This is a genomic window from Caballeronia sp. PC1 (assembly GCF_021353155.1).
In the GTDB taxonomy this organism is placed as follows: Bacteria; Pseudomonadota; Gammaproteobacteria; order Burkholderiales; family Burkholderiaceae; genus Caballeronia; species Caballeronia cordobensis.
In genome coordinates, this window is the sequence record NZ_JAJUBH010000002.1 from 1,779,033 (window position 1) to 1,792,343 (window position 13,311).

The following is a 13,311-nucleotide window of genomic DNA, read 5'->3' on the forward strand; positions in this document are numbered from 1 at the left end:
TCGTGTCGGTCTATTGGCACTGCCCCTGTGCGGGGCGGCACCTACTTTCTTTGCTGCTGCAAAGAAAGTAGGCAAAGAAAGCAGCTCGTTCAAGCCCGCGGTCACACGCAGTTTGGCCATTTTTCTCCTCCAAGGTGGCACTCGCCTAAGTGTCGCCGTCGAAGGACCCACCGGGCTTGGATCGCGCACGGTCTGACAAGCCAGTGCGCGAAGCGCGCTGGTTCAGCACGAAATAGCTTCGGCACAGCGCTGCGCGCTGCCGCCGGGTATGCAAGGGAAACCCGTCGGCCGCGAAGCGGGCCGGAGCTTGAAATGGCTGTACCAGTTCGCTAAGCGGCGCGATGTGACGGACCGTGCGCGATCCAAGCCCGATGGGTCCTTCGAGGGCGACACTTAGGCGAGTGCCACCTTGGAGGAGAAAAATGGCCAAACTGCGTGTGACCGCGGGCGGTGACAAAGCTGCTTTCTTTGGTAACTTTCTTTGCAGCAGCAAAGAAAGTTACCCCCGCCCCGGGGAGGGGCAGAGCCAATAGACCGACAAGAAATCAGGATTCCATAGAAGCCCAAACAAACCACCCCACCCCCAAACCCCCCGTGAATTTCATCCGTTCCCTAACCCTGCGCCAGCTCCAAATCTTCGTGATAGCGAGCCGCTGCCCCAGCTTCGCCCGCGCAGCCGAGGAACTCCACCTCACACAACCCGCGGTATCGATGCAAATCCGCCAACTCGAAGAAGCCATAGGCCTCCCGCTCTTCGAACGCGTAGCGCGACGTCTCGCGCTGACGGAAGCCGGCGAACGCCTGTCGCATCACGCAACCCGCATACTCGGCGAAATCAAGGACGCCGAAGACGCGATGATGTCGCTCACGCAAGCCGACAGCGGCTCGATAGCCGTCAGCATCGTCAGTTCCGCGACGTACTTCGCGCCCAAGCTGCTCGCGCTCTATTCGCAGCAGTTCCCGAAAGTCGATGTGCACTTCTCCGTCGGCAATCGCGAAACGCTCCTGCGATTGCTGCAGGACAATGCCACCGATCTCGCCATCATGGGCCGCCCGCCGCCCGAACTCGGCACGACAGCCGAGCCGCTCGCCTATCATCCGCATGTGATCATCGCGCCGCTCTCGCATCCACTGCGTCAGGCACGCGGCTTCGATCTGCAGGAACTCGCGAGCGATACGTTCCTTCTGCGCGAACCGGGCTCCGGCACGCGCGCGGTCGCCGAGCATGTCTTCCGGCAAAACCTTTTCGTGCCCGCGCGCAGCGTCACGCTCGGCAGCAACGAAACGATCAAGCAGGCCGTCATGGCCGGCATGGGCGTGAGCCTCATTTCGCTGCACACGCTGTCGCTCGAACTGCGCACCGGCGAAATCGCCGTGCTCGACGTGAACGGCACGCCTGTCGAACGAACCTGGCAACTCGTGCATTCGCGCTCCAAGCAACTCTCGCCCACATGTCTCGCGTTCCGGCGCTTTCTCCTCGAAAACGCCGAGCCGTTTCTCGAACGCGAATACGCGCAGTTCGGCCTGCGCCGGCCAAAACGGCTCGCCGAAGCGGGCAGCGGCCGATGACCGGCGCATCCGCGTGGCGTCATGTGGCGTTCGTCATACTGATCGCATGCGCGGCCATCGCGCGAGGCGAAACCGCGCTCTCGATGACGCAAGTCGCGCCGGGCAACTACGCGCACCGCGGTCACGATGATGTCGCGACGCGTGCGAACGGCGGCGATATCGCCAACGTGGGCTTCATCGTCGGCACGCGTTGCGTCGCAGTGGTCGATACCGGCGGCACGCTCGCCGAAGGCCGCGCGTTGCGCGCCGCAATACGCGCGGTCACGGCGCTGCCGGTTTGCTACGTCATCAACACGCACATGCATCCGGATCACATCTTCGGCAATGCCGCGTTCAAGGACGATCACCCTCAGTTCGTCGGCAGCAAGGCGCTCGCGCAAGCGGAAGCCTCGCGCGCGGACAACTACATGCGCGCCCTGAATCGCGAACTGGGCGATGTGGCCGCGGGCAGCGAAATCGTCGCGCCGACGATGACGATCGACGGCAGCGGCAGCATCGATCTCGGCGGACGCACGCTGACGCTGCGCACATGGAAAACGGCGCATACCAACAACGATTTGACGGTATACGATGAGAAGAGCGGGACCTTGTGGACGGGCGATCTTTTATTCGCAGGCTGCATTCCTGTGATCGATGGCAGCGTCGTCGGCTGGCTCGACGACATCGCGCGCATTCGGCAGATGAATCCGCGTCATGTCGTGCCGGGACACGGCCCGCTCGACCCGCCCTGGCCGCAATCGCTCGACGCCGAGGAACGCTATCTCGCGAATCTGGCGCGCGATGTGCGTGCGGCCATCAAGCGAGGCGAAACGATCCGGCAGGCCGTCGATAACATCGGCGTCGATCAGAAGGACAAGTGGCTCCTGTACGACATCTATCACCGTCGCAACGTGACGGCCGCGTATGCGGAACTCGAATGGGAGCAGTAGCGCAGCATCGGAGGGACATCATGAAGACAGCATGGTCCGGCGTTCGCGTGACGACGATCGCGTGTCTCGCGGCCGCGGCGCTCGCGCCTCATGTCGCGCAAGCGGCGCAACCCGAGGACGATCCCGACAAAGTGGCGCGCTGGCTCGACTTCAAGGAAGGCACGTTCAAGGGCCGCGCCATCGAGACTCACGGCGATGCGGTCATCAAGCTCGATGCCCCCGCGCGCGCCGCGGATGCCTCCGTCGTGCCGATCGCGATCAATGCGCAATTCCCGCAGACGCCGTCGCATTACATCAGGAAGATCTATCTCTTCATCGATGAAAACCCCGAGCCGTATGCAGGCTCGTTCGAGTTCACGCCGGAGTCGGGATTCGCGACGATCGAAACGCGCGTGCGCGTGGAAGACTATACGTTCATGCGCGCGATCGCGGAAACCAATGACGGCAAGCTCTATAGCGCGATTCGTTTCGTGAAGGCGTCGGGCGGCTGCTCGGCGCCCGCGGACAAGGACGAAGACGCCGCCGAGCGCGCGGCGGGGCAACTCAGGCTCCAGGCCGAAGGGCAGGCGGTCGCGGGCAAGCCCGAACTCGCGCAGTTGATGGTGCGTCATCCGAATCGCACGGGCATGGCGATGAATCAGGTCACGCGGAACTATGCGACGGCGTACTTCATTCGCAAGATATCGGTCACGTATGCCGATAAACCAGTGATGACCGCGAACGTCAATTTCTCGATCAGCGAGAACCCGAATGTTCGCTTTTATTTCGTGCCGAGTGCGAACGGCGAATTGAAGGCGCAGGTCGAGGATACGAAGAACAAGCAGTGGGGCGGCGCCGTCGCGGTGACTGCGCAGCCGGGCGGCGGGCAAACGTCGGCGATGAAATGACGCGGCGCGGCCTGCAAGCGCTCGTTTGCGTGTTGCTGTTCGCGGCAAGCGCACTCGCGCAAGCGGCGATGCGCGGCATGCCCGCGCCGGTCGCGATCGCGCCGGGCGTCTATGCGTTCATCGGCGACAGCGATGCGGTCGCGCCGAAGAATAGCGGCATCGTTGCGAATAATGGCTTTATCGTCGGCACGGATGGCGTGACGGTGATCGACACGGGATCGTCCTACCGCTATGGCCGCGCGATGATCGAAGCGATCCGCACGATCACGCCCTTGCCGGTGAAGCTCGTCATCATCACGCATCAGGCGCCCGAGTTTGTCTTTGGCGCGGCGGCGTTCCGCGACGACGGCGTGCCGATCCTCGCGCATGCGCGCACGGCGCAACTGATCCGCGAGCGCTGTTCGATCTGCCTCGCGAATCTGCGCAAGACGCTCGGCGAAGACGAAATGGCTGGCTCGCGCGTGACCGTGCCCGATCAAACCGTGAACGGCACGACCGAGATCGACAGCGGCGGACGCAAGCTGCAACTGCTGCACTTCGGCCCCGCGAGCACGCCGGGCGATCTCGCCGTGCTCGACACGCAAAGCGGCGTGCTCTTCGCGGGCGGGCTCGTATCCAACGGACGCATTCCCGAACTGCGCAACGAGCAGATTCCCGGCTGGCTCGCCGCGCTGGAACATCTGCGCGCACTCGATCTGAAGATCGTGGTGCCCGGCTTCGGCGCGCCTTTACGCGGCGACGGCATCATGCAGACGGGGGTCTATCTGCGCGAGCTGGATGCGTCGGTGCAGCGCGCCTACAAGAGCGGGATCGGCCTCACCGAGGCGATGCACACCGTTCAGGTGCCCGCATTCAAAAACTACAAGCTCTATGCGATCGCGCAACCGCAGAACGTGCAGCGCGTCTATCTGCAACTCGAGAAGCAGTAAGGCCGTACCACCCACAGGAGACAGGACGATGGCCCAGATCGTAGCGCTATACAAGAATCCGCCCGACACGAAAGCATTCGACGATTATTACGCCTCGACGCATGCGCCGCTCGCGAAGACGCTGCCGGGCCTGCGGCGCTATGAAATCAGCACGGGGCCCGTCGTGGCGGCATCGGGCGATTCGCCGTATCACCTCGTTGCGCTGCTGCAGTTCGATTCGCTCGACGCGATCAAAGCCGCGCTCGAATCGCCCGAAGGACAGAAGACCGCCGCCGATCTGGGCAATTTCGCGCAGGCCGGCGTCGAACTGCTGATGTTCGATACGAAAGAAGCCTGACCGCGTCCATGCCTTCGGGGATGCAGGCGCGTCCTCGAAGCGCTCCCTCTTTCCTCAGTCGATTCCCCCGCAAAACACGAAACCCGCCTCGCGGTATGGAGATATCGCGCGGTTTTGTATCCATCGATATATAATCGTTTTGTATCGTCCGATATAGAACATCGGCGCGACGAATCGATGGAGCACGACCATGGCGCGACCGCGCAATTTCGACGAAGACAGCGTGCTGGACGCCGTTGCCAATGCGTTCTGGACGCACGGCTACGACGGCACTTCCACGCGTGATCTCGTGCAGTTCACGGGCCTTACGCAACCGAGTCTCTACAACGCGTTCGGCGACAAACGCGCGCTCTTTCTGCGCGCGCTCCAGCACTATCTCGACAACACGTTGCGCGAGCGCATCCAGCGGCTCGAATCGACGATGACGCCTTCTCGCGCGATCACCGCGTTTTTTCGCGAGATCATTGAACGTTCAGTATCGGACGCGCATCGGCGCGGCTGCATGCTGGTCAATGCGGCGCTCGGCGCATCGCCGGAGGACGACGAGTTTCGCGAACTCATTGCAGCGGAAATGTCCGTGCTGCGTGCGTTCTTCGAGCGCTGCATGAAGGCTGGCCTGAAAAGCGGCGACATCGAGCGCGTGGTGTCCGCCGAAGCTGCCGCATCCAGCCTGCTCGCCTTGCTCATCGGCGTGCGCGTGCTGGCGCGTGTCGATCCGGAGCCGGCGGTGCTGACTGGCGCTGTCGCGCCCACGCTGGCGATGCTGAAGCTCCCGCCGCTCGGCCTGACCGCCGGCAAGCGCTAGTTCGTTCAATCCTTCTCACGTTACATCGACCGGCCGCGTGCTGCCACGCACGGCTGCGGGAGTCTTCGTCATGTCGAATCAAACGGGATCGGCCGCACGCGCCGATCAAAACGCTTCACTCGATGCACGCACGCTCTTCGCCATGCTGGCGGGCTTTTGCGCGAGTCTCGTCGCGATCGGCCTTGCGCGCTTCGCCTACACGCCGCTCATACCGCCGCTCATCGAGGCGCACTGGTTCACGTCGTCGCAAGCGGTGACGCTCGGCGCGGCGAATTTCGCGGGCTATTTCGCGGGCGCGCTCTTTGGCCGCGCGATAGCGAATGCGCTCACGAACCGTCACGCGCTGCGTCTCCTGATGGCCGTGGCGACGGCGGCGTTTTTCGCGTGCGCCTATCCGTTGTCGATAGCGTGGTTCTTTGCGTGGCGCTTTCTGTCGGGGCTGTCGGGCGGCGCGATCATGGTGCTCGTCGCCACGACGATCCTGCCGCATATTCCGCCCGCGCGCCGCGGCTTCGCGAGCGGGATGATCTTTCTCGGCCTGGGCTTCGGTATCGCCGCATCGGGCACGCTGATACCGAAGCTCATCCCGCATGGTCTCTACGACACCTGGATCGGTCTTGGCGTGTTCTCGCTCGTGCTCACCGCGATAGCGTGGTTCGGCTGGCCCGCGTCGGCTCCGCCGGCCGCGGCAACACAGCGCGCGGCGATCCGTTCCAACGCGCATCACGGCACGCGTCTGCGCCTTCTCTACGCGCAATATGCGGCGAATGCGTTCGGCCTCGTGCCCGCAATGATTCTGCTCGTCGACTGGATTGCGCGCGGCTATGGACGCGGGGCGGAAGTGGGTGCACGCTATTGGGTGCTGTATGGCGTCGCGGCGATATTCGGGCCGCTCATCTGCGGCAACGTGGGCGATCGCATCGGCTTTCGTCTGGCATACCGTTATGCCTTGTTGGGGCAGGCGTGCGCGGCGGCGCTCCTGGCGTTATCGGCGAATCCGTCTGCGATCGCCGTCGCGACGGCCGCACTCGGGATCTTCACGCCCGGAATCGTGCCGCTGGCGCTCGGCCGCGTGCATGAACTTCTGCCGCACGATCACACCGAGCAGCGCGCCGCGTGGAGCAGGGCGACATCCGCGTTTGCGCTGTGCCAGGCGCTCGCGGGATACGGCTATTCGTTCCTGTTCTCGCACACGCACAACAACTACGCGCTGATCTTTGCGTGCGGCGCGTGCGCGCTGGCGCTTGCCTTCATTGCGGATCTCGTCGTGAACCGCGAGCGCGCACAAAGTTAGTCGATGCCGCCGGAAGACGAATCGCCCGACTCGACTTCCGGATCGGCGACGTTCAAATCCTGACGCCGGTGATTGATTACGAGAAACACGCTCATCAGCACGATGAACGCGCCGACGAGCATCGTCGCATTGACGAGCACGCGTTCATAGCCGAGTTCCGTGACATTGATGAACGGATAAGGATAGAAGTCGGACAGGCTGCCGCGCCATAGCGTGATGCAAAGATAAGACAGCGGATAGACGAGCCAGAACGCGCATCGCCGCCACGACAGATGAAAGCGCGGCACGAACAGCAGCCAGTACAAGGCAGCCAGCGCGGGCACGACCGTATGCAGCGATTCATTGACGAGCGCGCGATAACCCGACGGCGTCCACAGATAGCGCAGCAATGCGTTATACGCGATGCCGACGAACACGATATACACGACCACCGCGGTGATGACGGTCGGCTTGCGAAAGAACCGGGCCAGCGGAAATTGCGCGCGCGTTGCGACACAGGTGAAACAGAACGCGGTGAGCAGCACCGTCACGTTCGTCAGATAGCTGCTCATGCGCGCGAGGCCATCGAACACGGTATAGCCGCGATTCACGAGCCGCGCGACGGTGATATCCGTTTGCGCTGCGAACGCGAGCCACGCGATCATCGCAATGGCGGCCGCGACGGCGAGTGACGCGGTGCTCGGTGTGTGAAGCGGCAATTCGGGTTCGTGCCGCGAGCGTTTGTTCAGTGCATTCGACATGCCGCCATTCTAGCGACCCGCGGCAAAACGCAAACGCCCGCATCGAATGCGGGCGTTTGAGCGTTGAAACAGGCGCTTATGTCAGGCGGCTGCCAGCAAACTGCCATGCGGATCGATCACGAATTTCTTCGGCACGCCCGAATCGAATTCGGCATAGCCACCGGGTGCATGATCGAGTTCGATGACGGACACGTTCACGACTTCGGCGATGTTGAGGCGGTCCCAGAGGATCGCTTGCATCAGATTGCGGTTGTACTTCATCACGGGCGTTTGTCCCGTGAAGAAGGAATGCGACTTCGCCCAGCCGAGGCCGAAGCGCACGGAGAGACTGCCGTGCTTCGCGGCGGCGTCGGTGGCACCGGGATCGTCGGTGACGTAGAGGCCCGGAATGCCGATCTTGCCTGCCGCACGCGTGATTTCCATCAGCGAGTTGAGCACGGTGGCGGGTGCCTCGGCTTGCGAGCCCGTGTGTCCATGACCGCGTGCTTCGAAGCCGACGCAATCGATCGCGCAATCCACTTCCGGTTCGCCGAGCAGGTCCGCGATCTGTTCAGCCAGCGATGCATCTTTGGATAGATCGACCGTCTCGAAGCCGACCTTTCGCGCATGTTCGAGACGCACCGGATTCACATCGCCGACGATGGTGACGGCCGCGCCGAGCAGTCTCGCGGACGCGGCAGCGGCAAGTCCGACCGGACCCGCGCCCGCCACATACACCGTCGAGCCCGGTCCGACGCCCGCCGTCACCGCGCCGTGATAACCCGTCGGCAGGATATCGGACAGGCAGGTGAGATCGCGAATCTTGGCCATTGCACGATCGCGGTCGGGAAACTTCAGCAGATTGAAGTCCGCATACGGGACCATGACGTATTCCGCCTGACCGCCGATCCAGCCGCCCATGTCGACATAGCCATAGGCGCCGCCGGCGCGCGCGGGATTCACGGTCAGGCAAACGCCCGTGTTCTGCGCCTTGCACATCGGGCAACGGCCACAGGCCACGTTGAACGGCACGGAAACGAGATCGCCTTTTTGCAGCGTCGTGACGTCTGCGCCGACCTCGATCACTTCGCCCGTGATCTCATGGCCGAGCACAAGCCCCGCGGGCGCGGTCGTTCGGCCGCGGACCATATGCTGATCCGATCCGCAGATATTCGTCGCGACGACTTTGAGAATCACGCCATGATTGGCCTTGCGGCCGGCAGGGTCCACCAGTTCCGGAAACGCGATGCTGCGCACTTCGACTTTTCCCGGCCCGACATAAACCACTCCACGATTGCCTGACATGCTGTCTCCTGATGAAATGCGATAACTACAGCCAGTCGGTTTCGAAGCTGCAATCCGTCAGCGCGATGCAGCCGTTTTCGGTGAGCACGACCTGCTGTTCGAGCTTGACGCCCTGCGTGCCCCCTTCAGCGCCGATATAACTTTCGACGCACACCGTCATGCCGGTTTCGAAACGTCCGTCATAACCCGAGCTTTCCCAATCGACCTGATGCGCGATGGAAGGATATTCATCGACCATGCCGATGCCATGTGCAAGGCAGCAATACCGGTTCTTCACGAACTGATCCGGAATCTTCCATGCCTTTTCCGAAAACTCCTTGATCGTCATGCCGGGGCGCAGGAGATCCATGTTGTAGTGGACCTGCGCATACGCGAGTTCATAGAGCTTGCGTTGTTCATCCGATGGACGGCCGTCGCCTACCCGCCATGTTCTGGAGATATCCGAGCAATAGCCGTTCGGTCCGACCATGTCGGTGTCGAAAGCGAGCAGATCGCCGCTTTGCAACACGCGCGACGAGCACTCGTGCATCCACGGATTCGTTCGATCGCCCGAAGCGAGCAGCCGCGTTTCGATCCACTCGCCGCCGTTGCGGATGTTCTCGAAGTGAAGATGCGCCCAGATGTCGTTCTCGGTCAGTCCCGGGCGTAGCTCGCGGCGCATGCGTTCGATACCTTTTTCCGCGGTGCGCAGCGATTCGCCGATGAGCACGAGTTCGCCCGGCGACTTGATGAGCCGCGCGGTTTCCATCAAGGCCTGCCCGTCGAGCAGGGTGATGCCTTGCTTTTCCAGATACGCCGTGCCGAACGGATCGAGCCGGTCCACGGCAAGCACGCGGCTACCGGGCGCGTGCTGAGTGAACACATCGACGATTTCGGCGCCCCACGCTTGCGCGCGGCGCTCCGCTTCGTGGCCCGCATTGAAGAATGTCCAACTGAGCGCGCCGCGCAGTTCGACATCGAGGTTCAGTCCGTCCCAAACATGCTCGCTGCTGTGAAACTCCCACGCGACGATACGGCCGTCGGCGAAGACCATCACATAGCGCGCGGGATTGCGGCCTGCCCATACCTGCATGTTGGACGTATCGGTGGCATAGCGAATGTTGACCGGGTCGTATAGCAGGATCGCCGGACAGTCGTGCTTGCGTAACTGCTCCTGCACGCGAGCGAGTCGATACGCGCGCACGTCGTGCAGAAGTCTGTCTCTCTCACTCAACTGGACCGCTTGAAGCTCGTTATGCGCCATTCCTGTTTGCTCCAGGCACGTTTGTGGATGTGTCGAGCTATGCGCCCGCTCTTCTTGTATGGCTCGTCAGGTTCAGACCGCCTCGTTTGAGCGCTGAGTATTGAGGGCGTCGATAACAGCGTCAATGGGCTTTATTTTCCAGGCCGCATTACATTAAGTTATGCGCGTTCGACGCATTTACCCGCAGGATGGCCGCACATATCCGTGAATTCCCTGATAAGACACATTGAAGTCTTGACGAATACAAATTGAAGACACAGGATGCGCACAACAGGAGAGCACATGAAGCGGAACGTGGAGGAACTCGACCGGGACGACGCACAAGCGCCGTCGCAAGACCGCAAGGCGACACTGGCGCAAGCGCTTCGGCACCGTATCTTGCGCATGGAACTCGCGCCGGGCGCGAGCCTGGACGAAGTGGCGCTCGCCGAGGAGTTCGGTCTGTCGCGGCCGCCGGTGCGTGAACTCATGCGGCAGATGGCAGCCGAGGGTTATATCGAACTTGAAGCGAATCGCACCGCGCGCGTGGCGTCGATGAACTATGACTCGCTGCGCAATTACTTTCTTGCGGCCCCGCTCATCTATGTCGCCACGACCAAGCTGGCGGCGGTGCATGCGACGCAAGCTGAAATAGACGGACTCAAACGCATACAGGAACGCTTTCGCGCGGCTGTCGAAGGCAACGCAGTGGATGAACGCGTGCTCGAAAACGATCACTTTCACTTCGCAATCGGCAAGATGGCGCATAACCCTTATCTGCTGCCGAGCCTGTGCCGCTTGCTGATCGATCATGCACGGCTCGGCAAGACCTTTTATCAGCCGCGCGACGAGCGGATGGACGCCGAACTCGCGGAGGCGGTGCAGCAACACGAAGACATCATCGATGCGATTCAGCGTCGCGATGCCGACGCCGCCGGTGAGATCGTGCGCGAGCACGTCTATCTGGCGCGGCGCAACATGGCTTCCTACGTAGCGCCCGAAGGCGTTGCCGTGGCGATCGAGTTCTGACGTTGTTCTCGACGATTTCAATCTGACGCGACCTTAAAGACATGAATGATTTTCTTTTCCCCGGCATCAATCTGGCGATTAGCACTCCTTTCGATGAAAATGGAAAGCCCGACCACGCACGGCTGGAAGCGCTGATCGAGCGCTATCTTGCCGCAGGCATTCGCGGCTTCGTGCTGAGTTCCGGTACGGGCATGCACGTCTATCTTTCGCAAGAGGAATCGAAAGCGCTCGTCGCGTTCGGCGCGAAGGTGATCGATGGCCGCGCCAAAGTCATCGCGCAGACGTCGGCTTTGCTTGTCGACGATGTCATCGAGCGTACGCGCCATGCCGCCGATTGCGGCGCTGACGGCGTGATGGTGCTGCCGCCGTTCTTCGAAGGCCCGACAGACGACGATGGCGTCTTCGAGTTCTATGCGGCGGCCGCGCGCGGCGGACTTCCGATCATCGGATACAACGTGCCGCAAGCTGTCGGCGTCGAAATCACGCCTTCATTGCTGCGCCGCCTTTGCGACATACCGGAGTTCCTCGCGGTGAAGGACAGCAGCGGCGATCTCGCGAAGCAGGCGGCGCTGATCCGCACCGGTCTGCCGATGATGAACGGCGCGGACGCGCTCGTACCCTACGCGATGTACGCGGGCGTGAAAGGACTGATCTGGGGCGGCGCGAACTTCGCGCCTAAGACGTGCCTTCGGTTCGTCGCGGCGGCGCAGGAACATCGATGGGACGACGCGCGCGACATCTGGCGGCTGCTCGAACCGGTCATGTCCCTGATCTGGGAAAGCGATTACGTGCAGTCCGTTTATGCGGCGGCGGACATGACAGGTTATGGCGCGGGCAATCCGCGTCGTCCCTTGTCGCGTCTTTCATCGGGGAAGGCCGACGCCCTGCGCAGCGCGCTGGGCGAACTCGTCGAGCGCGAAAGCGCGGTATAGCAAATCGGGCGACACATCATGTTCGTAGCGAACAAACTGCCTCAGCATCTCGGCGAGTCCGGCTGGGTGACGATGCTGCCTCGCCGCACGCCGCGTCCATCGCTCGATGGCGAGGTGAACGCCGATATCGTCGTGATCGGCGGCGGCTTCGCGGGGCTTTCCGCGGCACGGCGTCTTGCTCAACTCGATCCGAAACTCGATGTCGTCATCCTGGAGGCCGGTGAAATTGCGGAGGGCGCGACGGGGCGCAATTCGGGTTTCATCATCGATCTGCCTCATGAGGTTTCATCGGAAGACTATGGCGGCTCCGATAGCGATGCGAGGCGGCACGATATCGCGGTCCATCGCATCGCCATTGCGCTTGCGCGCCAGCTTGCCAGCGAGAAACGCTGGGGCAAGGAAGTATTCGATCCTTGCGGCAAGTACAACGTCGCGCTCGGTCCGCAGGGCGACAGGCATGTCGTGTCCTATGCGAAGCAACTGGAGAAGGTCGGCGAGCCGTATCGGCTGCTCGATGAGAAAGAGATTGCAGCCGTCACCGGCACGGGCGCGTTCACGTCGGCTATCTATACGCCGGGCACGGTCATCATCCAGCCGGCGGCGTATATCCGCGGTCTGGCCGATTCGTTCGGCGCTTCGGTCAGGCTCTACGAAAACACGCCCGCGCTGTCGTTGGAACGGCGCGGCGCGGCGTGGCGCATCCAGACGCCCAAAGGCGCGATCAACGCGGGCAAGATCATCCTTGCGAATAACGGGCAGGCGCAGAGCTTTGGCCTCTTTCGTGGCCAGCTTCTGCATGTCTATACGTATGCGTCGATGACCGAAGCATTCGATCCTTCCCTGCTTGGCGGCGATCGCTCATGGGCGGCCACGCCGGCCTTCCCGATGGGAACGACGGTGCGAAGAGTGCGAGGCAAAGACGGCGATCGAATCCTGATTCGCTCGCGATACACCTATAACCCGCGCATGCAGGTGAGCCAGGCCGCAATCGCGCGCGCGGGACGCGTTCACGACCGCAAGTTCGAGGCACGCTTCCCGATGCTCAAAGCGTTGTCCATGCAATACCGGTGGGCCGGCGCAATGGCGCTGACATGGAACGGCGTGCCCGCCTTCGGCGAGATCGAGCCCGGCATGTTCGCGGCCATCGCCTGCAATGGCGTCGGTGCGACGAAAGCCACGGCCTCGGGCATCGCGGCCGCCGAGGCGGCGCTTGGCATCGATTCATGGCTGGTACAGGTGTTCCGTGGCTTTGCCGCGCCGAAGCGCCTTCCGCCTCAGCCGTTTTTGACCCTGGGCGCGACGGCGAATCTCAGCATGAAGGAATGGTCCGCCGGACCGGAATGACACTTCGACC

At 62.5% G+C, this 13,311-nt stretch carries 13 protein-coding genes; 10 read left to right on the forward strand and 3 right to left on the reverse strand.

All coding sequences use genetic code 11. From position 1 onward, the window contains the following. The first annotated feature begins 594 nt into the window (after window positions 1-594). The 7 genes from LY284_RS24210 to LY284_RS24240 all read left to right on the forward strand — a co-directional run bounded on the left by LY284_RS24210 (window position 595) and on the right by LY284_RS24240 (window position 6,750). Window positions 595-1,569, forward strand: a complete 975-nt coding sequence (locus LY284_RS24210; RefSeq protein WP_014251695.1) for a LysR family transcriptional regulator — start codon at window positions 595-597, stop codon at window positions 1,567-1,569. Further along, window positions 1,566-2,498: a quinoprotein relay system zinc metallohydrolase 2 gene (locus LY284_RS24215; RefSeq protein WP_045452779.1), complete on the forward strand. Its 933-nt coding sequence runs from the start codon at window positions 1,566-1,568 to the stop codon at window positions 2,496-2,498. Before LY284_RS24210 ends, LY284_RS24215 begins: the two co-directional genes overlap by 4 nt. A 20-nt stretch (window positions 2,499-2,518) precedes the next feature. Continuing rightward, window positions 2,519-3,385 (forward strand): quinoprotein dehydrogenase-associated SoxYZ-like carrier, encoded by an 867-nt coding sequence (locus LY284_RS24220; RefSeq protein WP_233388211.1) that lies wholly within the window; start codon window positions 2,519-2,521, stop codon window positions 3,383-3,385. Further along, window positions 3,382-4,314 carry an MBL fold metallo-hydrolase gene (locus LY284_RS24225; RefSeq protein WP_233388212.1) on the forward strand — a complete coding sequence of 311 codons (933 nt, stop codon included), beginning with the start codon at window positions 3,382-3,384 and terminating at the stop codon, window positions 4,312-4,314. The genes LY284_RS24220 and LY284_RS24225 overlap by 4 nt, the downstream gene beginning before the upstream one ends. Before the next feature lie 28 nt (window positions 4,315-4,342). After that, entirely contained in the window at window positions 4,343-4,651 is a 309-nt protein-coding gene (locus tag LY284_RS24230) for an EthD family reductase (RefSeq protein WP_045452786.1), read from the forward strand. A gap of 190 nt (window positions 4,652-4,841) precedes the next feature. After that, entirely contained in the window at window positions 4,842-5,456 is a 615-nt protein-coding gene (locus tag LY284_RS24235) for a TetR/AcrR family transcriptional regulator (protein ID WP_233388213.1), read from the forward strand. A 70-nt stretch (window positions 5,457-5,526) separates the two neighbouring features. Beyond that, entirely contained in the window at window positions 5,527-6,750 is a 1,224-nt protein-coding gene (locus tag LY284_RS24240) for a YbfB/YjiJ family MFS transporter (RefSeq protein WP_233388214.1), read from the forward strand. On the opposite strand, the gene LY284_RS24245 is transcribed toward LY284_RS24240, so the two are convergent. The 3 genes from LY284_RS24245 to LY284_RS24255 form a co-directional block, all read right to left on the reverse strand. Further along, window positions 6,747-7,490, reverse strand: coding sequence for a Pr6Pr family membrane protein (locus LY284_RS24245; protein ID WP_045452791.1), 744 nt, complete (start codon window positions 7,488-7,490; stop codon window positions 6,747-6,749). The two genes, LY284_RS24240 and LY284_RS24245, sit on opposite strands and share 4 nt — an antisense overlap. An 81-nt stretch (window positions 7,491-7,571) precedes the next feature. Next, window positions 7,572-8,774 (reverse strand): formaldehyde dehydrogenase, glutathione-independent, encoded by a 1,203-nt coding sequence (fdhA, locus tag LY284_RS24250; protein WP_233388215.1) that lies wholly within the window; start codon window positions 8,772-8,774, stop codon window positions 7,572-7,574. A 25-nt stretch (window positions 8,775-8,799) separates the two neighbouring features. Continuing rightward, on the reverse strand, window positions 8,800-10,017 hold the full coding sequence (locus LY284_RS24255) for a Xaa-Pro peptidase family protein (RefSeq protein WP_233388216.1): 1,218 nt from the start codon (window positions 10,015-10,017) through the stop codon (window positions 8,800-8,802). 282 nt (window positions 10,018-10,299) lie between these two features. On the opposite strand from LY284_RS24255, the gene LY284_RS24260 reads away from it, so the two are divergent. The 3 genes from LY284_RS24260 to LY284_RS24270 are packed head-to-tail and all read left to right on the forward strand — an operon-like array spanning window position 10,300 to window position 13,301. Next, window positions 10,300-11,025 (forward strand): GntR family transcriptional regulator, encoded by a 726-nt coding sequence (locus LY284_RS24260; protein ID WP_233388217.1) that lies wholly within the window; start codon window positions 10,300-10,302, stop codon window positions 11,023-11,025. Window positions 11,026-11,066: 41 nt separating this feature from the next. Beyond that, window positions 11,067-11,957: a dihydrodipicolinate synthase family protein gene (locus tag LY284_RS24265; RefSeq protein ID WP_233388218.1), complete on the forward strand. Its 891-nt coding sequence runs from the start codon at window positions 11,067-11,069 to the stop codon at window positions 11,955-11,957. A gap of 18 nt (window positions 11,958-11,975) precedes the next feature. Continuing rightward, window positions 11,976-13,301, forward strand: coding sequence for an FAD-binding oxidoreductase (locus LY284_RS24270; protein ID WP_233388219.1), 1,326 nt, complete (start codon window positions 11,976-11,978; stop codon window positions 13,299-13,301). Window positions 13,302-13,311: the final 10 nt, after the last annotated feature.

Excerpts from the sequence above, each read along its gene's own strand:
- LY284_RS24255 (WP_233388216.1), bottom strand. The coding sequence starts at position 10,017 with ATGGCGCATAACGAGCTTCAAGCGGTCCAGTTGAGTGAGAGAGACAGA.
- LY284_RS24220 (WP_233388211.1), top strand. The coding sequence starts at position 2,519 with ATGAAGACAGCATGGTCCGGCGTTCGCGTGACGACGATCGCGTGTCTC.
- LY284_RS24225 (WP_233388212.1), top strand. The coding sequence starts at position 3,382 with ATGACGCGGCGCGGCCTGCAAGCGCTCGTTTGCGTGTTGCTGTTCGCG.
- LY284_RS24270 (WP_233388219.1), top strand. The coding sequence starts at position 11,976 with ATGTTCGTAGCGAACAAACTGCCTCAGCATCTCGGCGAGTCCGGCTGG.
- LY284_RS24215 (WP_045452779.1), top strand. The coding sequence starts at position 1,566 with ATGACCGGCGCATCCGCGTGGCGTCATGTGGCGTTCGTCATACTGATC.
- LY284_RS24235 (WP_233388213.1), top strand. The coding sequence starts at position 4,842 with ATGGCGCGACCGCGCAATTTCGACGAAGACAGCGTGCTGGACGCCGTT.
- LY284_RS24265 (WP_233388218.1), top strand. The coding sequence starts at position 11,067 with ATGAATGATTTTCTTTTCCCCGGCATCAATCTGGCGATTAGCACTCCT.
- LY284_RS24240 (WP_233388214.1), top strand. The coding sequence starts at position 5,527 with ATGTCGAATCAAACGGGATCGGCCGCACGCGCCGATCAAAACGCTTCA.
- LY284_RS24230 (WP_045452786.1), top strand. The coding sequence starts at position 4,343 with ATGGCCCAGATCGTAGCGCTATACAAGAATCCGCCCGACACGAAAGCA.
- fdhA (WP_233388215.1), bottom strand. The coding sequence starts at position 8,774 with ATGTCAGGCAATCGTGGAGTGGTTTATGTCGGGCCGGGAAAAGTCGAA.
- LY284_RS24245 (WP_045452791.1), bottom strand. The coding sequence starts at position 7,490 with ATGTCGAATGCACTGAACAAACGCTCGCGGCACGAACCCGAATTGCCG.
- LY284_RS24260 (WP_233388217.1), top strand. The coding sequence starts at position 10,300 with ATGAAGCGGAACGTGGAGGAACTCGACCGGGACGACGCACAAGCGCCG.